Origin of the sequence: Brevundimonas vesicularis (assembly GCF_014204545.1) — a bacterium.
GTDB classification, from domain to species: Bacteria; Pseudomonadota; Alphaproteobacteria; order Caulobacterales; family Caulobacteraceae; genus Brevundimonas; species Brevundimonas vesicularis_B.
Map to the genome: position 1 here is coordinate 1494389 of NZ_JACHLJ010000001.1, position 22028 is coordinate 1516416.

Sequence of the window (22028 nt, forward strand, 5' to 3'; positions counted from 1 at the left end):
TAGTCGTTAAGGGGCTGCGCCCGCCCAACTCAACCTGTGTGGCTCAGCCTCCGTCCAGCACCTGTCGCACACGCTTGGCCAAATCACCGCGCCGGTAAGGTTTGCTCAGCAGAGCCACCCCTGGGTCGAGCCGGCCGTGATGGACAATCGCGTTTTCAGTGTAGCCAGACGTAAACAGCACCTTGAGGCTCGGCTGCACGCGCTTTGCCGCGTCCGAGAGCTGTCTACCGTTCATGTCGCCAGGCATGACGACATCTGTGAAGAGCAGATCGAAAGGTCGCTCCTCGGTCAGCACCGTCATGGCATCGGCTGCGTGCACCGCCAACGCCACATCATAGCCGAGCGCGCGAAGGAGACGGGCGACATGGTCGCGCACCAAAGCGTCGTCCTCTACGACCAATATGCGCTCGGATCCGCGCGGCGCGTCCTCGCTCGCCGGTTCTATTTGCGGCGCCAAACCGGCCATCGATCGGGGCAGATAGAGGCGCACGGTGGTGCCTTCGCCGACCTCCGAGTAGATTTTGGCGTGGCCTCTCGATTGCTTGGCGAAGCCGTAGACCATGCTGAGACCCAATCCACTGCCTTGGCCGACATCTTTGGTCGTGAAGAAGGGGTCGAAAGCGCGCTCAACCACAGTTCGGTCCATGCCCGTTCCGGTGTCTGAAACCGACACCATGACATATTGGCCAGGACTGACCTCGTCGTGTTGGGCCGCGTAGTCCTGATCCAATGAGACATTCGATGTCTCGATGGTGAGACGCCCGCCTGACGGCATGGCGTCGCGCGCATTAATGGCGAGGTTCAGGATCGCCGTTTCAAGCTGACCGGGATCCACCAGAGCCGACCACAGGCCGCCGCCTCGTATGACCTCGAGGTTGATCTGTTCGCTCAAGGTGCGCCGCAGCATGACGTCCAAGCCCATCAGCAGACGCCCGATGTCCGTGGGACGAGGCTCCAGCGGTTGGCGGCGGGCAAAGGCGAGCAATCGATTGGTCAGCTCCGCGCCACGCTCGGCGGCGGCGCTCGTCATCTCGGCCAACATGAGACTTTCGGCGTCGTCGCTCACGCGTTCGGAAAGGCTCTCGGCCGTCCCTATGATGACCGTCAGAAGGTTGTTGAAGTCGTGAGCCACGCCGCCGGTGAGTTGGCCGACCGCTTCCAGCTTCTGTGCTTCGCGTAGCTGACGTTCGACTGCGGTGCGTTCCGTAATGTCCATCATGCTGCCCAGCATCCGCTGGGCGCGACCATGGGCGTCGCGGATGATCATAGCGCGATCGATGACGCGCGCTATAGAGCCGTCCGCGCGGATGAATTCATATTCGTCCATCCACTCGGTGGCCCCTTCTTCCATCAGTTTGAAAAACTGATCCTTCACGCGCTGGGAGTCGGCTGGCGCGATGTTTTCGATCCAGAACTGGCTGGTCCGGACCTCAGATGGATCGTAGCCGTACTCGCGCAAACGATCGCTGAACCACACCTTGTCGGCCGCAACATCCCAGTCCCAGATCAGGTCGTTGGTGACGGCTGACACAAGCCTGAACCTCTCTTCACTCTCGCGAAGCTCAGCTTGAGCTTTTAGGCGCGAAGTGACGTCTTGAAAGCGCGAGACGAGCCCATCAGGCAGAGGGTAGGCGCCAACCTCCAAATGCACGCCGCGCGGCGCATAGTAGGTCTCGAAGTGGACCGTCTCACCGGACGTGTAGGCGCGAGCGAAGCCGTCCTGAAACAGAGTTCCGTTGGTTTCGGGAAAGGCATCCCAAAGGTAGCGTCCGATCAGGTCTTCGCTGACGCCCAGCAGCGCCAGTCCGGCCGTGTTCACAAATACGACCCGATAATCTCGCGACAGTATAAGGAATCCCTCATCGACCCGGTCCAGGCTGCTGGCCAATCTGATCTCGCTCAACCTCAACGCTTCCTGGGCGCGAATGAGATCGTCGATGTCTTGGAAGGCTCCGCGAACCTCCACCACCGCGCCAGAAGCGTCGCGGACGGCTTCGCCCGCAGTTCGGACCCAAATCTTGCGTCCCAGACGTGTAACGATCTGAGCTGTCAGATCGAAAGGCTCCCCGGAGGTCGCGCATCGTCCGAAGGCGGTCTCGATCAAGAGCCTGCATTCCGGAACATAGTAGCTGAGGCCGTCTTCAACGGACGGGCTGATACCCACCGGTTCATCGTGGATCGCGGCTGCGGCGTCGCTCCACGTCACGATGTTGGTCCTGACATCGACCCGCCAACCGCCGAACCGCGCCAGCCGGCCCGCCATCGTCGCCAAGGCCTCGGCGTCGGTTCGCCTCTTGATGCTCTCCGCATCCGCCACCCTGCATAGGCAGAGCCGCGCCGGCTGGTCTTCAAATTCTGCGCTGCTTTCCACGATCTCGACCATGAAGGTCATTCCGTCGGCGCGTCGGTGGGCGCCCGAAACCGCATACCCCGCGGCTGGATCCTCCAGATCGGTCCTGTGCAGGGCCAAGAAAGCTTCGAGCGTGTAGCCGTAGGCATGCAATGCGGCTGGATTTCCCGCCAGCAATCGCCCGGTTTGGGCATGACAAACCCAAACTGGCTCTGGGAAATCCCCAAGCAGCGCGGTCAATGCGTTCATAAAGCGAGTCCCCTGCTGCCTGCCGTTAAGCTAAGACGAGCGCGAGTGAAAGACCCTTGTCTTGGGAACGCATGCCCCCTGATTTGGCAGCGTCAGACGTTCGATGACGCCACAGCCCGCTCGTCCAGGACTTCTCTGACGGCGTCAGCGAGAACTTGACGACGATAGGGCTTCTTCAAAAGGCGCAAGCCGGGCTGTACGCATTCCATTCCGCTCAGGTTGTTCTCGCTATAGCCCGAGGTGAAGATAACGCTGACCTTGGGGTGCTTTTGCCGCACCAACGACGCGAGTTCCCTGCCGTCGAGACCGCCCGGCATCATGATGTCCGTCAACAAGAGGTCGAAGGAGCCGATGGCTTCGATCTTGGACATAGCGGACGGACCATCGATCGCGGAATGCACTGTGTATCCCAGCCGCACGAGCTGGCGACACACATGCTCGCGAACGAAAGCCTCGTCTTCGACCACCAGAATCGTCTCTTTCGCCAAAGAGGGTTCGGACTGGACGTCGTCGGCCGCAACACCTGCTCCGGCGGCCGGCGTGGCTCTCGGAAGAAACAGGCGCACCTGCGTGCCCTTTCCGAGCTCGGAGCGAATGACGACATGCCCCGCGGATTGATTGGCGAACCCATAGACCATGCTGAGGCCAAGTCCGCTGTGGTTGCTGGCGCGCCTGGTTGTGAAGAAGGGCTCAAACGCACGTGACATGGTGGTCGGCGCCATTCCGCAGCCGTCGTCCGACACAACGATCTCCACGCCATCGGGCTTGGATCCGAATTCGGGGCCGCATTGCGCCGTTCGGGCCTGTATCTTCACGCAGCCGCCCGGAGGCATAGCCTCGTGGGCGTTCATACACAGATTCAGGATCGCCGCCCTCAACTGGCTTGGATCGACCATCACAGGCGGCAGTCCAGCCTCTATCTCGAGGGTGACGTTCGCCTCGCCGCCGAAGAGCCGAACCAAGAGATCCCGCTTTGCAGGAAGCAGCCGACTGAGGTCGACGATCTCCGGCATCAAGGGTTGCTGGCGGGAGAAGGCGAGAAGTTGGTTGGTCAGCTCCGCCCCGCGCTCGGCGGCATCGCGAACGGTTTCGGCGAGTTCGCGCACATCGTCTCGATCCGACCGCAGCATCACCTCTTCAGCATTGCCAAGTACAACCGTCAGCAGGTTGTTGAAGTCATGGGCGATGCCGCCGGTCAGCTTTCCAATGGCCTCGAGGCGCTGCGTCCGCCTCAGCCGTTCCTCGGCCTCTATTTCGGCGGTGATATCACGCGCATTGGCGTAGCAGAGTTGCTCTTCCTCGATCCAAGTTGCGCTCCATTCCAGCGGCACGACCCGACCATCGCGATGACAGTACCGATTGCGCATCGACACGCGCCAGGGAGCGGAAAAAAGCGCCTCCTGAGTTGCCGCCGTCTTTTCCCGATCATCAGGGTGGACCAGGTCGGCGTATTTGCGACCAATCAGCTCTTCGGGCGAATAGCCGATGATGTCCTCCACCCCACGACCGACGTCTATGAACCGCCCGTCCCCATCAACCGTGCAGAGGAAGTCAAAAGACGCGTCCAGCAGTCTCTGGCGTCGAACGAGCGAGGCCTGCAGCCCCTCGTTCACACGCCGCAGCTGACGACGCTGTTCCTCCAGTTCTTTCTCGCGCTCCCGATCCTTTCGCTCCAGGCGGATGCGTTGCGTGATGTCAGTAAGAAAGATGGCCAAGCCTTCGGGCGTCGGATAGACTTTTACATCCAGCCACATCCGACGATGCCGGTAGTAGTAGCGTGTAGTCTGCGTTTGACCGGTCGCCTTTGCGGTCAAAAAGACACTCTCGAGCCTTGATCTCGTCTGCGGGTACGCCTCCCAAATGACGCGCCCCTCAAGATTTGCCGAGCGCCGGCCCACCATGGATTCAATGGCGGGGTTCAGGAAGCGGAACCTCATCTCGTTATCGAGCGAATAGAAGGCGTCCGACATGCCTTTGACCATGGTCAGGGCGCGGCGTTGGGCCTGCTCCGCACGCTCATGCAGCGCCTGGCTTTCCCGAAGATCGCGGACAAAGGCGAGCCGACAGGCGCGCTGCTCGTATTCCAAAGGAATACTGGTGATCTCGACCTCAAACACATCGCCCGATCGGTTGCGATGGCGGCTTGGGCTGGAGTTGCGGATGACATTGTCGCCGGAGGTTCGAATGATCGAAGCGATCAGGTCTACATCTTGCTGCGGTCGAATATCGTTCAGCGTGAAGGAGTGAAGTTCCTCCCTCGTCCATTGGTACAGGTCCGAGGCCGCCGCATTAGCGTGGCGGATCGACAGATCATCAACGGCGAACACCAAGCACGGAGTGGGAAGATGGTCGAGAACTCCCGTGATCGGCGTCGTTTCCGCCGGCGCCAGGGTCTTGTCTTCCCCAACGTGCCGCGTCGAGGCGCCCCGGACCAGAAGCATGAGGGCTTCGGGTGATTGCTGCAAAGGAGCCAGTGAGATCTTGGCATTCGCCCAGCCGGCAGCCTCCGCCAGTCTCAGTTCCAGGTCGACGGTCGTCTGGTCAACCAGCGCGTCCAACAAGCCGCGTTCTGCCCCCGGACGATCGTCGGGATGGATCTGGCTTAGAAAATCCATCTCCTTGAAACGCTCGCCGTAACGCGCGTTGCGGGCCAGCAAGCCGCCGGAACGCGACAGGATCGCAGCCGGCCAAGGCACGGACAGGCACCCGTTGTCATTCACGCCGTCTGACCTAAAGGTCATGCCCGCGTCGCCCATGAGCTCGCTCGAATCATTCCCTGACATCTGGCTATTAACCGGGGAGAGACCCAAGTGCGCTAGCGCAGGACACTGGAGGCGTTGAGGCGCGCGCACATTTGCAGCGACACGGGGCGGGCGACGTGAACTGAGGCGTCCTCGAGAACGTCATCGCTACAAGCCAGCGGTGTCGTTGTTCGATCGATTGCAGGCGTCTGACGGTTGATCCAGCAGCTCGGAAAACCCTTCGATATCGGCCATGACGCTTTCCAAAGCCTGACGCAAATCCGACCGCTCTGATCCTGCAGCCTCGTGGATATCCTCGACCTTGACCATCAACCGGGCGAGCGCGTTGCGGATTGCGTGGATGTCAAAATACCCGGCCTGGGGAGGCTTTGCGGCTGACTTGTCCAATCTCATCGGACCGAAACGGGCGCCAGGGAGGCGGCCAGATCGATCAGCAAGGTCATGGCGAAAGGCTTAGCAAGAGTGGCGTCTGCGCCTAGCCGACGGGCGAGATCGAGAAAGCCCGCCGCCGGGGCCCGACCGCCGCCCGATATTGCGATGATGCGGACTTCAGGCGCCCGCGCTCGGAGCGCCATGATCGTTTCCACCCCCTCTTTTTCAGGCATGAGGATATCCGTGATCACCAGTTGGGCGGCGACCTGTTCGAACTGGACGAGCGCCTGGGCGCCGTCCCGCGCAAGGGCGACGTTATATCCGGCCTGCGTCAGGCCCCTGCCCATGGCGTCCAGCAACACGGGATCATCCTCGACGATCAGGCAATGCGGTCTGTGATCCGTTGCGCTTGTCATGACGAGGTCTCGATCGCCTTGCGAACAGCTCGAGCGAGCTCCGCCCGCCGATAGGGTTTCTGTAGAAGCTGGACGCCCTCATCGAGGCGTCCATGATGGACGATGGCGTTTTCGGTATAGCCGGAGGTGAAGAGTATCCGGATTTCTGGATCCGAAATCCTGGCGGCGTCGGCAAGGCGCCGACCATTGATTTCCCCCGGTATGACCACATCTGTGAAAAGCAGATTGAAGCGACGCGTGGCGAGGATTTTCAGCGCAGCTACCCCGTTGGTCGCTTCGGACACGTCGTAGCCCAGCGCCTTGAGCTGTCGCACCACATGAGCCCGCACAAGCTCGTCGTCCTCGACAACCAGAATTGTTTCGCGTCCACCTTCGGGCCGAATAGGGGCCGGCCGTTCGACAGCGGACAAAGCATCGTCCGTGAGCGGCAGGTACAGATTGATCGTTGTCCCCTCGCCCGGTTCGGAATAGGCCTTCACATGGCCTTTCGACTGTTTGAGGAAGCCATAGACCATGCTAAGCCCAAGGCCCGATCCCTTGCCGACCGGCTTCGTCGTGAAGAACGGATCGAAGATTTGGTCCACCACGTCGGCGGCCATGCCGTATCCAGTGTCGGAAACCGCCACGTGAACGTAACGGCCAGCGGTCACGTCCGCATTCCAAGCCACATAGCTGGCGTCCAGATCCACAAGCCCCGTTTCGATCGTCAACCGCCCTCCGTCCGGCATGGCGTCGCGGGCGTTGAGACACAGGTTGAGGATAGCACCCTCCAACTGCGCCGGGTCGATTACGGCCCGAAGCGGGCTGACGCCGGACACAACGGACAGCATGACATCCTCGCCCAGGGTGCGACGCAACAGGGGCTCCATCGTTTGCACCAGGGCTACGACGTCAACCGTCTCGGGCCTCAGCGGCTGCCGGCGAGCGAAAGCGAGTAGGTGCGCCGTTAGGGCGGCGCCTTGGTCAGCGGCCTTTAAAATGGTGTCCGCCAAATCCGACAGCTCCTTGTCAGCAGGTCTGACATGCAGCGTATCGCGCAGCGACTCGGCGCAGCCGAGGACGACGGTAAGCAGGTTGTTGAAATCGTGGGCGACGCCACCCGTCAACTTGCCGATCGCCTCCAGCCGCTGCGACCGCACCAACTGGTCCTGGAGCCTGAAATACTCCGAACTGTCGCGACATTTCACGGTGACCAGCAAATCGCCGTCGTCCTCGTGAGAATAGCCTCTCACGCCAGCCGGAAAGCTCGAGCCGTCCAGGGCCAATATCTGGTCGGTGATCACCGTGCCCACGCAGGGTTCGCGGGTCAGAACCGGCATTTGATGGTTTATGAATTGCGCGTCGGTCTGGAAGAAGCTGGAGAGCTCCGCTCCGACAATGTCGCCTTCCTCACCTTTCAGAAGCGCCATACCCGCCGCATTGACGTACTCGACGCGGCCGTTCCGGACCAGCAAGATCAGATCCGGCGATCCTTCAACAAGGTGCCGGTAACGCTCGCTGGAGCGCCGGCGATCGGCTTGTGCTCTTTCCTCCCGCAGGTTCGACTGACGGCCCAGCAGCAACGCAGCGCCGAGCAGCAGAATAAGACTGGTCGCCGTCACGCCGGCCACCAGCATCCCCGTCGCAAGTTGCTTGCGGCTTCTTTCGAGCCGATCGGCCGCATCGGCTCGAACTTGATCGGATAGCCTCTGGGCCTCCGCATAGAGACGGCGAGTTTCCGCGTCGCGGAGCAGCGCGGCGCCATTGCTGGTCGAAGCGGCGGGGGTAGCGCTCCACGCCGCATTGAGGCCGCCGATCACCTCATAGAACTCAGGCGGGGCCAAGCCCTTGTTGTCGGCAGATTTCATTGCCAAGACAGCCTTATCTACCCGACGCCTGGCAGCGACCTCACTTTCCATGTCTTGGTAGCCCTGACGGGCGATCAAGGTGTCAAAGAGGCCTGCGCGAAGCTCGTCGACAGAATAAAGCTCCACCTGCGCGGACAGCGATCGCGCCGCGGTGGACATAGAAATCAGCAAACTGGCAAAGACGATGGCAAGAAGCACACCGATGACGCCCATCGCTACGGCTAGACTTGGCGAGCCGGGAATAGCGAGCGCCAATGGGCGCGCGGGGAAATAGCGACTGTTTCGCAACCGACCAACTCTTCCAGGCGCTCCAGCCTGCAGAGGGTCGAAGCGTTAATTCGATAAGCGTAAGCTTAGTTGCGTAGCCGACACAAGGCGCTCCGTCGAACTTCGGTCAATCAGTGTTTAACCTTCCTCGTTCACCGTTCTACTATGACCCAGCCCCGCCTCGATGTATTGGTTGTCGTGGACGACGATCCCGCCGTCCACAATGTGATAAGGCTGGCTATGGGCGAGCGCGGCTCGTCGGTCCTCTCCTATTACGACTCCTCCGCCTTCATCGAGGATCTGGCGAACATCCCGCCAGCGGTGGTCTTGCTCGACCTAGTCATGCCTGGAAGAGACGGCTTGTCTGTGCAGAAGGAAATCGTGCGCAGCGGTTTGCCGCTGTCGGTCGTCTTCCTATCTGGAGCAGGACAGCTGCCCGATGCAGTCGAAGCGATGCGCCACGGGGCTGTCGATTTCCTCGGCAAGCCCTTCCGGCGCGATGCGCTCTACGCCGCTCTGGCGCGCGCCGAAACCAACCTGGCCCAACTGGCCACGGAACGGGATCGGCGTAATCGGCTGCAGGTCCTTTCGCGTCTCAGTCCGCGCGAGGTGGAAGTGCTTCAGGCCATAGCCGCCGGCCTGCAGACGAAGACCATAGCCTATCAGCTGGATATCAGCTGCCGGACGGTCGAGATGCACCGAGGAAATATCACGACAAAACTGGGAGCGCCTCTCACAGGCGCGCTACTGCTGGCTCAGGAAGCAGGACTGCTCAAGACCGCAGCATAAGTACGCCACCGTAATTTCCACATCTGGTCGCTCGAGCGCCGGCGTTTAATCTGGCGGCATCGGACATCAAAGATGTAACCCATGCTGCGCCTAGTTTTGACCGTGCCGACGATCGTCGGCCCCGAGATCGCCGGACCTATTGCCCCTGGACGGCGGGCCCACGAGCTCTGCGTGAACATCTCCGACTTTGGACGTAAGCCGAGACGGCATGTTGAGCGCGTGCGCCAGGAGGCCACGGCCTCTCCCAACTTCGGGGCATGACCGTGTTCCCCCTTCACGATGATGCCCTGGGCAGTCTCGAGCGTACCGGGAGCGGTAGCGGAGGCTCTGGCGCCACGCTGCGCACGGCTTCGAAACGCAACCCGTCCAAGCCCAGGTTCAAAGTTGGAATGCCACTGTCTCTTGCAGGCTGGATCATCTCCCTATGGCGACCCTGACCTTGCGCAGATCCTCCTCAACCGTTCTGGCCCGATTGGACGAATTCCTGGCGCGCTACGGCGCGCTTTTACTCACGTTTGGGGTGATCCTGGCCGCCGTCATCGGCGGAGCCTGTCTGTTGACGATCGAGAGTTCCATCCGCGCGGACAAACGGTCTGCTGAGATCGGCCGCGCCGCTGCAAACAGCATGGCGGCCGCCTTCCACCAGCAGACCAAGCTGCGGCACTTCGCGCTGACCGGGGACGACACCGTTCGACAAGAGGCGGAGCGTCGCCAAAAAGTCTTCGAAGCCAGAGCCGAGAAACTTCTTGCCCTGACACGTCACGATCCGGCGCAAACCGCGCGTGTCACAGCGATGATCGAGGCCGTGGACTTCGCGCGGGCCGCCGTGTTGGCGGCGGCGAACACTCCACACCCCGCGGGTCTGTTCATCGGGGACGCCGACATGACCGGTGTCCGCGAATTGGGCGAGGCCATTGAGCAAGCGGAATCGCAGGAAGCTGCGGCTCGCCGCCAACGGGATATGCGGATCCTGGGCTGGCTCCGCATAGCCCTCTTCTCCGGCGCAGCGCCCACCGTGCTGCTGAGCGGCTTGTATGCGCTGAGATCCTGGCGAGGCCTGATCCGCTCTGAACGTGAGGCGCGCCGCCTTGCGGACGCCAAGTCGAAGGCCTTGGCGGTCGCCAGTCACGAAATCCGCACACCCTTGAACGGCATCCTCGGAATGGCCGAGGCCATGGCGCGCCACCCTCTCGACAAGGATCAGCAAGCGCGGCTCGACGTCCTACGAGAATCCGGAGAGGTTCTTATCGCGCTTTTGAACGATCTGCTGGACGCCTCCAAGATCGAAGCCGGGCGCCTTGACCTGGTCGTAGAGCCGTTTGAACTCGACGCAGTCTTGCGACGGATCCAGTCCAACTTCTCGGCCGTCGCACAGGCCAAATCGGTTTCCCTTGAGGTGGTCGTCCATCCCGACTGCGCGACCAATTGGTCGGGCGACGCGCTCCGGATCGGCCAGATCCTATCGAACCTCGTGTCCAACGCCTTGAAGTTCACAGATGCAGGCGTCGTTTCAATAACCGCATCCGAGACCGACGCGGGCCGGCTTCGGCTAGAGGTTCGAGACACTGGTCCGGGCATGTCGCCCGAAATCGTTTCGCGACTGTTCCGCCCTTTCCAGCAGGCGAGCGCGACGACCAGCCACGACTATGGCGGCACCGGGCTGGGGCTGTCGATTGCCCAGTCGCTGGCCGGGTTGATGGACTGCAAAATCCGCGTCGAGTCGACCTCCGGAGTCGGATCGCTGTTCAGCTTGGAACTTCCACTGGCCAAGACGAATGGTCCGGCCAAATCGACGAGATTAACCACCACTGTCCCGAAGGACAGTTCGGTATCCGATTTGCGGCTGCTCGCAGCCGACGACAATCCGGCCAACCGCCAAGTCCTGGCCACCGTCCTCTCTTCGCTGGGCGTCCAAGCACACATCGCCGCCAGTGGGGCGGAGGCGGTTAAGGCCTTCAAAACCGGCTCCTTCGACGGCGTGCTCCTGGACCTCAGAATGCCGGGGCTTGATGGGTTCCAGACGGCAGCGGAAATCCGAAGCTACGAAGCGAGCTTGCAACGGCCGCAGTGTCCCCTGGCCCTTTTCTCTGGCGACATCTCGGAGGAGACCCGCCGAGTGGCGCAGGGCCTGGGCTTTGTCGCCTTTATCGCAAAGCCGCTGCGCATCTCTGATCTGACGGCAGCCTTGTCGACGATCAAGTCGGCGCAGCCCGAGGTTGGCGCCACGAGCGCTCCGAACGGTTGCGCGCCTATGGATGTGCCGGCGTTCCAGACGTGCGAAGCCGTTTGACGCCCCTTCGGCCCGTTTCGCCGTCTGGCTCGGCGGCGCGCAGGTGCGACTTGGCGTTGACTGCGCGACGATGCCGGACGATCTGCTCCTAGGGCAGCCCTCCCGATGGCAAGGTCACGGCGCGGGGTCACCGGGAAGCGATTAGCGCCGGTGCAACTCGTCTTTGGGACCAAGACACCGACGTTCTGTTTTGTCCTGAATTGCATCGGCGACCACGTCGTGATCGTCTTGTCGCCTCTTCGCCCTGTCGCCTAAATTCTCGGGGGGCGACCCCGGCCTGCTTCGGGGTGCCGCTTTGGCACGCCGGGAGCGGAGTGATCGCGGGCTCGAGCGAAAGAAGGCTCAGAACTCTTCCCAGTCGGCGGTCGTGGCGCGTCCCGCGACGGCGACCAGCCGGGGTCTGACGGCTTCGTGCGTTGGGATGTGGTCCTCACCGCGCGTGACGGCGGCTGGGGATGATGAGGGCATGACGGTTTCCGCAGTGACCTGGAAGCGCCGGATCAACTCGATCATCTGTGCGGCGTCACCCGACAGCGCCTGGCTGGCGGCCAACGACTCCTCCACCATCGCCGCATTCCGCCGGGTGACTTGGTCCATGGCGTGGACAGCCGTATCGACCTTCGAAAGATCCGCCGCCTGTTCTTGGGCGGACGATCTGATATCCGACATCAGCGCCGTGACTTCGCGCAAGCCTTGGGTAATCTCCGAAAAGGCGTCGCCGGTCTGCCGCACCAGGGCGACGCCCGTCTTGACCTGCGCAGAACTGGTTGAGATCAGAGCCTTGATTGTCTTTGCAGAGTCCGCGGATCGCTTGGCGAGGGCACGGACCTCGGAGGCCACGACAGCGAACCCCCGGCCAGAGTCGCCCGCACGCGCAGCCTCGACCCCAGCATTCAGCGCCAGAAGGTTCGTTTGAAACGCGATCTCATCGATCACCCCGACGATGTCGCCAATCTCGTCCGATGACCGCTCGATTTCGGACATGGCGTTGATTGCGCTTTGGACCACCCTGCCCCCCGTTTCCGCCCGACTGCTCGTGCCGTTTACAACGGCGTCCGTAGAAGTGGTGTTGGCGGCAGTCTTTCGGACCGTCGCTGAAAACTGCTCGAGCGCGGCAGACGTCTCCTCCAGCGCGCTCGCTTGCTGATCTGTCCGGCTCGACAGGTCCTGCGTCGCGGCGCTGATGTCTCGGGACCGCGACATGATCGCGCCCGCGTTTCCGCTGATTATCCCGACCGCTGCGTCCAAGGCCGTCATGGCTGCATTAAAGTCGTCCCGAAGGGCGGCGTAATCGTCGGGGAAGGGTTCGGAAATGCGATAGGACAAGTCGCCCGCCGCCATGGCCGACAGGCCTTTGCGGGTCCCCTCCACAACCGCCGACTGGATCCCGGCGGCGAGGCGATCGGCTGTGACGCGGCGCTCCCGCTCTTCTTCGACGGCGGTGACATCCGTCGCAAACTTCACCACCTTGTACGGGCGCCCCTCCGCATCGAGGATGGGATTGTAGGAAGCTTCGATCACGACACGACGACCGCCGTTGCCATAGCGGACGAATTTGCTCACCAGATATTCGCCTGCGTTCAGACGACGCCAGAAGTCCGCATAGCCAGTCGACGCCGCTTCGTTCGGATCGACGAACATGCTGTGGTGGCGTCCCTGAATGTCGCCCAGCTGGTATCCAAGCACCGAAAGAAAGTTGTCGTTCGCCTCGCGAACAATGCCATTGAGATCAAACTCAATGACCGCCTGCGAACGATGGACAGCGGCGACAAGACTACGCAGCTCTGCGATAGCAGCCCGCTCGGATGAGCGTGCCTTGGATTCAAACTTGAACATCGTGGCCTCCGACCGTTTCGGCATTCGCAAAGCGGGTCGAGCCTTCTCAAGCGCAAAGTTTAACATTATTTGTGTCGACCATGACTGGATGATCACTTCTTGTAAAAGCGCTGTGACGCCAACAGATGGACCAGCGAAGCCTTCCCGGAGTTGGGCAACGACGTCGTAACCTGGACGCCCGCCCGGGACTTAGCGCTCGCCAACGCCTGGCATCGTCGCACCCGTCACCCGCAGGAAGGCTGCCCATCCTGCGGGCGTTAGGCCCAGTCAAACACCCGAGGACTTAAGCGGTGCGACGGGCGGGAAGCGCGCCGTCGCCGGCCTGAAGAGCGAAGTTCGCCAGGCGCGCATGCGCCTCACCCACGGGATTGAAGCTGTGACTGTGATGGCCGGAAAGCTCCGTTTCAGTGGACGAGCTTTCTGCACCGGTTTCGAAGCCGGCGACCAACCTCGCCAGTTCGCGAGCCTCATTCTTGAGGGTTGAGGCTGCGGCTGTCGCTTCCTCGACCATTGCAGCATTTTGCTGGGTGACATTGTCCATCTGATTGACGGCAGTGTTGACCTGACTGAGCCCGACGGATTGTTCCTGCGAGGATTGAGCCATCTCAGAAATGAGGACGTCGATCTCGGCGACCTTGGCCACGATGCCGTCCAGGGCGCTGCCTGTCTCGGACACGAGTTTGACCCCGCGCTCAACCTGCGATGTCGAGCCGGCGATCAGCGTCTTGATTTCCCTGGCAGCCTCGGCGGAACGCTGAGCGAGGGCCCGCACTTCCGACGCAACCACTGCGAAGCCGCGTCCGGCGTCGCCCGCCCTCGCCGCCTCCACACCGGCGTTCAGCGCCAGCAGATTTGTCTGGAATGCGATCTCATCGATCACGCCGATGATCTGGGTGATCTGACTTGCGCTCTGCTCGATTTCACTCATTGCCTGAACAGCGTCCCGCATCACCTGGCCGGAGTATGTGGCGTCAGCGCGTGCGGTCGAAGCCGCTGTCGCAGCCTCCTTGGCGCCTTCAGCGCTGCGTTTGACCGTGGCGGTGATCTGGTCGAGCGCTGCGGCGGTTTCTTCCAGGCTTGCGGCCTGCTGCTCGGTGCGGCGGGACAGATCGTCGGAAGCGCTCGCGATCTCGTCAGACCCCCCACGAATACCGTCGGTGGCCCCGGCGATCGCCAGCATGGCTTCCCTCAGGCTGGTAAGGGCTCCGTTGTAGTCGCTGCGCAGACCCTCGTACTCAGGCGCGAACGGCTGATCCAGACGCGCGGTCAGATCGCCTCGCGATAGTCTGGCCAGGCTTTTAGCCAACTGGTCGACGACCAATTTCTGACTACGTCCCGCTTCCTCAAAGCTCGCCTCGGCTTCGTTCAGACGTCGATCAAGGCTTTGCTGGAACTTTTCGGCTTCCGCTTCCAGCTCGAGCCGCTTCAGGCCGCCATCCTTGAAGACCTGCACAGCGCGAGCCATCAGCCCCAGCTCGTCACGGCGGTCTTGGGCCTCCACGGTGGTTTCGAAATCGCCGTTGGTCAGACGGGTCATCGTCGCTGTAAGCTTGCCGATGGGAGCGGCCACGGAGCGCGACAGGAGCCAGCCCAAAGCTCCAGCCAAGATGACCGATATGAGCGCGCCCAAGACCAGCGCCACATGGCTCGTCGTTATCGCGGCCTCCTGAGCCTTGCTGCGTTCGGTCAGCAGGACACGCTCGGCGCCCTTGACCGCCTCCAACTCGTTGCGAATGATGTCCATCTGCGCCTTGCCGGCTCCGGACTGCGCCAAGCGACGGGCGCTCGCGCCGCCGTCCGGCAAGGCCATCGCGGCGATCTGAGGTTCCGCGACCAGCTCGCGCCAGCGCTGTGCGTCGGCCGCCACCTTGTCCAGGCGAACCTGTTGGGCCTGATTGTCCTTCGTCTCGACCTTCAGGCTCTGGATGGCTGCGGAGAAGCTTTCCACGCCGGCCTTGTAGGGTTCGAGATACTGCTGCTGACCGGCGATTACGAAGCCGCGCAAACCGGTCTCTTGGTTGATCATGCCAGCGCCCGCCTTTTCGGCCAGAGCAAGCACCTGATGAGTGTGATCATTCCATTTGGTCGCGTCCTGGATCGCCCAGAGCTGGGTCATCACCACCACCGCCACACCGATAACGACAGTCAGCACCGCGCTGAAGACGAGTGCGATCTTGTGGGAAATCTTGAAATTGTCCAACGCAGGTCTTCCTATCTCTTATGCTTTAGCCAGCACAGTTTGTTTTAACGCCTGCACTCGACTCATATCGCACTTGCAGCTGTGCTGTTCTTACTGATCAATGATTTAATTTGGATTTAAGGCTCGAACCCACTCAGTCCATATATTTAGTAAAAACCGATAGCTGAACGTGATTGCGCGAACTTTACCTAGTCATTTACTTGGCTCTAATAATACATGACCTCTAGGCTTAAGTCCGATGTCTTTGACAACTCCGGCCGCTGGACTTTCGTCGCCGAGACCAAGGCTTCGGCCAGGCGCGTCGGTTCAATCGGCTTTGCCACGTGGTCGTCAAAGCCCTCGCTGAGGAAGCGTGTTCGATCTCCGGCCATCGCATTTGCGGTCAGCGCGATGATCGGCAGTCGGCCGCGATCGCGGGGCAGGCTGCGAATTGCCTTCATGGCCGACAGCCCATCGACGACAGGCATCTGGATATCCATCAGGACGAGGTCGAAGTCTCGATCCGCGACCGCTTCAATCGCCAACTGCCCATTGCCGACGATGTGGCAGTCGCAGCCGAGTGCTTCGAGGAAGGCGCGAACGACCGCCTGATTGTGCGGATTGTCTTCGGCGACCAAAACGCTCAGCGGCCGTTCGGAGGGCTGCGCAATCTCGACAAGTCCACTCTTAGGCGCATCGACCGCAGATTGCAGCTCGGCTTCAAACACACCGCTGAAGGTGAAGGCTGAGCCTGCTCCGTGCTGGCTCTGCACCACGATGTCGCCGCCCATCAGGCGAGCCAAGTGACGACTGATCGCCAAACCCAGACCCGTACCTCCGAACTGGCGGGTGATGGAGGCATCGGCTTGGCTGAATGGTTCAAACAGCTGCTTCTGAGCCTCAGGACTGATGCCGATCCCCGTGTCGGCGACCGTGATCGACAGATGGCGCTGGTCGCCTTCGGTCGTGCTCGCAAGCCTGACGTACACACCGCCGCGGTCGGTGAACTTCACCGCATTGGATATGAGATTGGCGAGGATTTGGCGGACCCGATGAGGATCGCCCCTCACAAAAAGGGTATCGAGGCCGCCAGCGCGGAGGTCGAGGAAGAGGTCCTTGGACTCAGCAGCCGGCGTACAAAGCATCACCGCGTGGCGCGCAACTTGAACGATATCGAATGGCACAGCCTCAAGATCGAGCTTGTCGGCCTCGATCTTGGACAGATCCAGAATGTCATTCAGGACGACCATCAGGCCCTCGCCGCACGTCTTGATGGCAGAGACCCGCTCAGACTGCTGAGGCGTCAGTTCGCTCAACTCAAGCAAGTGGGCCATCCCCAGCACGCCGTTCATCGGCGTGCGCAACTCGTGGCTCATCATCGCCAGGAAACTGGACTTGCTGCGGTCCGCCAGCTCCGCTTCAAGCCGGCTGCGTTCGGCGGCGCGCATGGCCCGGGCGCCTACCCAGGTCGACGCCGCCCAAACCGCAAGCAGCGCCAGGATCGTAAACCAAACCCCAGCAGTGACATTGTTGCCGGCGGCGACCCGCTCGGCCCGCAGTCGTTCGGCCTTGATGCGCTCGGTCTGGATGAGGACATCGAGCTCCCTCATGAGCTCGGCCATCAAGCGGCGTCCGTTGTCCCGTTGGACGAGTTCACTGGCTTCGGACACCCGTCCAGCCCGGCGCAATGCGACGGCCTGTTCCATAATGTTGAGCCGCAGGCCGGCGACAGCAGCGAGTGTGAGCAGGCGATCCGACTGCCTCTTGTCGCCGCTCAGAGCCTGCCTCAGGTCCGCCGCGATCGGCTCCAACCTCCGCATTTCTTTATCGTAGGGCTCCAGGTGCGCCTCGTTGCCTGTGATCAGATAGCCGCGCTGGCTCGATTCCAGCGTCAGCAAAACGCCACGAGCTTCTTCTGCAAGCGTTTGGGCGCGGACCGCCTGGGTCAGTTGCCTGGCCTTGTCGGTTTGGACGCTGGTCTGATGCAGCAGAATGGACCCGACGACCAGCAGCGCGACAGGCGTGGCGGCCGCGCCAGCCCATAGCGACCAATGGCGGCGGATGTTGAGCGATTTTCGGGTATTGAACAGGCGGATCATTATCGCGTGGTCGAATTCTGCACCGCCCACATGCCTCTGGACGATACGCGTGCTTGGAACGGTCGAAGCAGTCGTTGCTCAAAAGCGCTGCGACCCAAGACGGAATGCGTGTCGAACTTTATCGAAATCACAGCCTTCGGAAGGTCGATAATGAGCTTGGCCAAGGCTTCATCTCTTGGATGGATGGTGATGGCCCGAACATTAAAGATGAACTGCAAAGCGGCTACCTCGTGAAATTACGGTACCTCGCACAGAACGGCGCCCACGCTTTAGGCTCAAAGCGCTTCCAAGCTCTCAAAGCGTAACCGCGAACGCCGCTCCGACCACTTGCGTGTAAGCGGTAAGACGGAGCCCGCTCATTCGGGGTCCGGCCCGGACAGACTGGTCGTTGGCGCGATCGTCGACCACTTTCAGGAACTGCGGGAGCCAAGCTGTCATATCGTGTCATGAGCGGCGATGCGCAGAGTCGGCGCCTCATCGGCATGCATCATCGCCTTCAAGGAAGGCCTAGCCTATATAGCGGCCTTCTCGACATGGCCCGCCATGTTCTGGACGGGCGTTTCGAATAGGTCGTCTCGCGCCTGCGCCTGAATGCTCCAAGACGTCGAAGAGCTGGAAAGATACGTCGCAACGCGGCGAAAACTAAGTACGCAAACGAAATAACGTTTTGATATAGTTCCGGAAATGTCGTTGAATCTCTCCCGCACGCTGTCCATTGCACCGATGATGGACTGGACCGATCGGCATTGCCGGGCGTTCCACAGGGCGCTGACGGACAAGGCGCTGCTTTATACCGAGATGGTGACGGCGCCGGCGGTGTTGCACGGGGATCGCGAGCGGTTGCTGGGGTTTGATGCGCTGGAGCATCCGGTGGCCTTGCAGCTGGGCGGGTCGGATCCGGTGCAGTTGGCCGAGGCCGCCAAAGTCGGCGAAGCGTTCGGCTATGACGAGATCAATTTGAACGTCGGCTGTCCGTCGGACCGGGTGCAGTCGGGTCGGTTCGGCGCCTGTCTGATGCGCGAGCCGGGGTTGGTGGCCGACTGTATGGCGGCGATCAAGGGAGCCGTTAGCGTGCCCGCCACCGTCAAATGCCGCATCGGCGTGGACGATCAGGACCCGGCCGTCAGTCTGTTCGCCACGGTGGACGCCTGCGCGGCCGTCGGGATCGAGGTCTTCGTCGTCCATGCGCGCAAGGCCTGGCTGAAGGGGTTGTCGCCCAAGGAGAACCGCGACGTGCCGCCGCTGGATTACGATCTGGTGCGCCGGCTGAAGCGCGAGCGGCCGCATCTGAACATCTCGATCAATGGGGGCATCGCCTCAATGGACGCGGCCGAGGCCCATCTGGCCGAGATCGACGGCGTCAAGCTGGACGGGGTCATGCTGGGTCGCGCCGCCTATCACGAGCCGGCCATTCTGGGTCAGACCGATCGTCGCCTGTTTGGCGAGCCGGTCGAGGACACCGACGCCTTCGCCGCGCTGGAGCGCTATCGGCCCTATATGGCCGCGCGTCTGGATGAGGGCGTCGCCCTGCCCGCGATGGCGCGGCATATGCTGGGGTTGATGCACGGCCGGCCGGGCGCGCGGGCGTTCCGTCGCATCCTGACGGTCGAGGCGATCAAGCCCCGCGCCGGTCTGGAGGTGCTGGACCGCGCGGCGGAGGCCGTGCGCGAGGCAGAGGCGAGGCGTGACACGGCGCCCGGCGACTGGGCGGCGTAACCCAATCTTCAGAGCTGGCCGGCAAGGTTAAGAGAACCCTGCCGTTTCGGACCCGCACGCCATGAAGACCCTGCTGATCGCCGCCGTCATCACGGCCGCCCTGCCCGCCACCTCGGCCTTGGCGCAGGCTGACGGCCGGTTCGCCGTCGGCGCTCAGGTCGGCACGCCGGGCGCCGGCCTTCAGGCCCAGTTCGCGCTCAGCCCGGTCGTGGTGCTGCGCGGCGGTTATGACGTGCTCAAATGGGATCGGGACCAGACCTACAAGGGCATCGATTACGACGCCAACATCGACTTCAAGTCGCCGGGCGCTTTTGTGGACCTGCATCCGTTCCGCAACGGCTTTCTGATCTCGGGCGGGGCCTATTTCGGCGATCGCAAGGTCGATCTGGACGCCACACCCACCGGAAGCGTTAATGTCGGCGGGGCGACCTTCACTCCGGCCCAGGTCGGAACCTTGACCGGCCGCATCGACCTGGAGAGCACCGCGCCCTTCGTCGGCCTAGGCTATGACAACACCTTTACGCGCGGCGGAAGGCTCGGCTTCCGCATTCTGGCCGGCGCGGCCTTTGGCGATGCGCCGCAAGTGAACCTGGACGCCCGCGGCGGGACGTTGTCGAACGATCCCACCTTCCGCTTGCGTCTGGACCAGGAAGAGCGTGAAATTCAGGCCGAGGCAGACGATTATAAGGTCCTGCCGGTGCTTCAGGCGGGCCTCAACTTCAAGTTCTGACGCCGGGGGCGTCGTCCCTAGGCGCGAAGGCTGGGGATAAATAGGTTATGCAAAACAAGTCGTTAACCTAGAAACAAATCGTAACGGACGGCGCCAAGGCGGGTTTCGCCACTTTCTCGCCACAGGTTAACGCGACAAGGCCAGCGCCGGCGGCGTTGGGAGCCGGTGTCTCCTGAGCGAAACTCATGATCGGCGCCTCCGCTGCTATCGCCATGCTTTGGGCTGCCGTATCGTCTGTGACGAGCGGGCCTGTCCCCTACAATGACGTCGTAGCGGCGGATCAAGTCAGGACTGAAACCCCTGCCGCCGTCGTCGGTTCCGATGAAGTCGAGACCGCTCTGAACGCCGAACAGGCCGAGCTGATGGCCTCCGATCCCGACTGGCGCGCGTCGGCGCGCCTCTATCACGCAGGTGGCGGCGGCGCGACGGGCAACGATTCGCTGGGTTGCCGTCCGATCGCCATGCGCACCGTCGCGGTCGATCCACGCGTGATCCCGCGCCGCACCAAGCTGTTCATCCGCGAAACGGTCGGCATGCGCCTGGCCGACGGTTCGATCCACGACGGCTACTGGTACGCCTCGGACACCGGCGGCGCGATCAGGGGCCAGAAGATCGACCTCTATACCGGCAACGGTCGCGGCTCGATGAACCAGGCGCAGCGCCTGAACATGCGCACCCTGACGATCGTGGACGCCGGCGACTTCGACGGTTGCCCCCCGGCTTGGACCACCGCTTCCAACTGATCAGACCGATCATGAAAAACGCCGGCTGACCGCGAAGGTCAGCCGGCGTTTTCGTGTCTGAAGCCTTGCGCCGATCAGTCCAGTTCGGACACTTCCAGCGTCGACTGCACCATCGAGCCGTTATAGGTGCCGACCCAGATGTCGTATCGGCCGCTCTGCGGATTGGTGATCGTCACCTTCGGATCGACGCCGCCCGCGCCGTCGTCGTCGCAGTAGAAGCGGCCGTTGGGCGTATTGATCAGCAGGGTCGTGTCTTCCGATGCGCGTACGCGGAACGTCAGATCGGCGTCGCCCGGCTCGAAGAAGATCTGGATATCGGGGGCCGAGCTGACCGAACCTTCGCAGCCCGACTTGGCGGCCGAGGCGGGCGAGGAACCGCCGGCCAGGATCGACTTGGTCCAGGGGTCGGGCGTGAAGCCGCCGCGCAGATTGGCCGTGCCGTAGTTGGGCTCCAGGTCGATGTTGGGCGCCGCGCCCGCCGTCGTGTCGGTGCCGCCCAGTTCGCTGATCTGCAGCGTCGACTGGACCATGTTGTCGTTATAGGTGCCCAGCCAAATGTCGTAGCGGCCGCTCTCGGGATTGGAGATGGTCACCATCGGGTCCAGGTCGCCGCCGCTGTCGTCGTCGCAATACCAGCGGCCGCCGGGGCTGTTGACCAGCAGCGTTGTGTCCTCGCTAGCGACCGCCTTGATGGTCAGGTCCAGATCGCCGGCTTCAAAGTTCAGTTGCAGGTCGGGCGCGGCGCTGACCTTACCCTCGCAGCCCGACTGCGCGGCCGAGGCGGCGATCGAACCGCCCGCCAGGATCGACTTGGTCCAGGGATCGGGTGTGAAGCCGGTCTCCAGCCGCACCGAGCCGTAGTTGGGGTCCAGGGTGAAGTCGGGCTTGGCCCCGCTCTTCTGGGCCAGGCTGACGCCAGGGGCGAGCAGCACGGACGCAGCGGCGATGACAGCGATGGATCTCATGTTGCTCCCTCCAGCAGCAGCGGCGCCATGCCGCAGGCGGAGGTTAATCCGTTTCGCCGAACCGTGCAGCTTGAAATGCGGTCTCAGAAGCGGCGCTTGCCTGTCACCGTCTCGAAGAACAGACGAAAGTCGCCCATGAGGCTCCACAGCGGATATTTAAACGTCGCGGGCCGGTTCTTTTCGAAGAAGAAATGCCCGACCCAGGCGAAGCCGTAGCCCAGCACCGGCATGGCCAGCAGCCACCAGGCGTTCCGCGTCGCCACGAAGGCGACGAAGGCCGAGATCACCAGGAAGGTGCCGACGACGTGGATACGCCGACACGTCCGGTTGGAATGCTCGTGGATGTAATAGGGATAGAAGGCCTCGAAGGAGGCGTAACGGCCCTCAGGTGCGGACGGCGTGCTCATGGGCGGAGGGT

Annotated in this window: 15 protein-coding genes; 5 read left to right on the plus strand and 10 right to left on the minus strand. The window is 62.3% G+C overall.

The genetic code is table 11. The annotated features are described in order from the left end of the window. Window positions 1-43 precede the first annotated feature (43 nt). The 5 genes from HNP47_RS07535 to HNP47_RS07555 form a co-directional block, all read right to left on the minus strand. A complete protein-coding gene (locus tag HNP47_RS07535) occupies window positions 44-2599 on the minus strand; it encodes a PAS domain-containing sensor histidine kinase (protein ID WP_184278947.1) in 2556 nt (851 codons plus the stop codon). 92 nt (window positions 2600-2691) lie between these two features. Next, the gene (locus HNP47_RS07540) at window positions 2692-5355 is read right to left on the minus strand and encodes a PAS domain-containing sensor histidine kinase (RefSeq protein WP_184278948.1); all 2664 of its coding nucleotides are present in this window, start codon (window positions 5353-5355) and stop codon (window positions 2692-2694) included. 153 nt (window positions 5356-5508) lie between these two features. Beyond that, the gene (locus HNP47_RS07545; protein ID WP_184278949.1) at window positions 5509-5748 is read right to left on the minus strand and encodes a hypothetical protein; all 240 of its coding nucleotides are present in this window, start codon (window positions 5746-5748) and stop codon (window positions 5509-5511) included. A gap of 2 nt (window positions 5749-5750) precedes the next feature. Then, window positions 5751-6149 (minus strand): response regulator, encoded by a 399-nt coding sequence (locus tag HNP47_RS07550; RefSeq protein ID WP_184278950.1) that lies wholly within the window; start codon window positions 6147-6149, stop codon window positions 5751-5753. Then, entirely contained in the window at window positions 6146-8209 is a 2064-nt protein-coding gene (locus tag HNP47_RS07555) for an ATP-binding protein (protein ID WP_184278951.1), read from the minus strand. The genes HNP47_RS07550 and HNP47_RS07555 overlap by 4 nt, the downstream gene beginning before the upstream one ends. A 219-nt stretch (window positions 8210-8428) precedes the next feature. Here HNP47_RS07555 and HNP47_RS07560 point away from each other — a divergent pair, with 219 nt between their 5' ends. Both HNP47_RS07560 and HNP47_RS07565 read left to right on the plus strand, forming a co-directional pair. Next, window positions 8429-9052, plus strand: coding sequence for a response regulator transcription factor (locus HNP47_RS07560; protein WP_184278952.1), 624 nt, complete (start codon window positions 8429-8431; stop codon window positions 9050-9052). 424 nt (window positions 9053-9476) lie between these two features. After that, the gene (locus HNP47_RS07565) at window positions 9477-11342 is read left to right on the plus strand and encodes an ATP-binding protein (protein WP_184278953.1); all 1866 of its coding nucleotides are present in this window, start codon (window positions 9477-9479) and stop codon (window positions 11340-11342) included. Window positions 11343-11684: 342 nt separating this feature from the next. Here the strand turns inward: HNP47_RS07565 and HNP47_RS07570 are convergent, their stop codons facing one another. From HNP47_RS07570 to HNP47_RS07580, 3 genes are all read right to left on the minus strand, one after another. Next, window positions 11685-13178 (minus strand): methyl-accepting chemotaxis protein, encoded by a 1494-nt coding sequence (locus HNP47_RS07570; RefSeq protein ID WP_184278954.1) that lies wholly within the window; start codon window positions 13176-13178, stop codon window positions 11685-11687. Between the two features lie 283 nt (window positions 13179-13461). Then, window positions 13462-15378, minus strand: coding sequence for a methyl-accepting chemotaxis protein (locus HNP47_RS07575; protein ID WP_260394648.1), 1917 nt, complete (start codon window positions 15376-15378; stop codon window positions 13462-13464). 206 nt (window positions 15379-15584) lie between these two features. Then, complete coding sequence (locus HNP47_RS07580) at window positions 15585-17456, minus strand: ATP-binding protein (protein ID WP_184278955.1); 1872 nt, start codon at window positions 17454-17456, stop codon at window positions 15585-15587. A gap of 684 nt (window positions 17457-18140) precedes the next feature. On the opposite strand from HNP47_RS07580, the gene dusA reads away from it, so the two are divergent. The 3 genes from dusA (at window position 18141) to HNP47_RS07595 (ending at window position 20645) form a co-directional block, all read left to right on the plus strand. After that, complete coding sequence (dusA, locus tag HNP47_RS07585; protein ID WP_184278956.1) at window positions 18141-19172, plus strand: tRNA dihydrouridine(20/20a) synthase DusA; 1032 nt, start codon at window positions 18141-18143, stop codon at window positions 19170-19172. A 61-nt stretch (window positions 19173-19233) separates the two neighbouring features. Continuing rightward, on the plus strand, window positions 19234-19902 hold the full coding sequence (locus HNP47_RS07590) for a hypothetical protein (RefSeq protein ID WP_184278957.1): 669 nt from the start codon (window positions 19234-19236) through the stop codon (window positions 19900-19902). Window positions 19903-20087: 185 nt separating this feature from the next. Beyond that, window positions 20088-20645 (plus strand): 3D domain-containing protein, encoded by a 558-nt coding sequence (locus HNP47_RS07595; RefSeq protein WP_184278958.1) that lies wholly within the window; start codon window positions 20088-20090, stop codon window positions 20643-20645. A 74-nt stretch (window positions 20646-20719) separates the two neighbouring features. On the opposite strand, the gene HNP47_RS07600 is transcribed toward HNP47_RS07595, so the two are convergent. Together HNP47_RS07600 and HNP47_RS07605 are read right to left on the minus strand one after the other, a co-directional pair. Then, entirely contained in the window at window positions 20720-21610 is an 891-nt protein-coding gene (locus HNP47_RS07600; protein WP_184278959.1) for a hypothetical protein, read from the minus strand. Between the two features lie 83 nt (window positions 21611-21693). Further along, entirely contained in the window at window positions 21694-22017 is a 324-nt protein-coding gene (locus HNP47_RS07605; RefSeq protein ID WP_066552492.1) for an Mpo1-like protein, read from the minus strand. Between the last annotated feature and the right edge of the window lie 11 nt (window positions 22018-22028).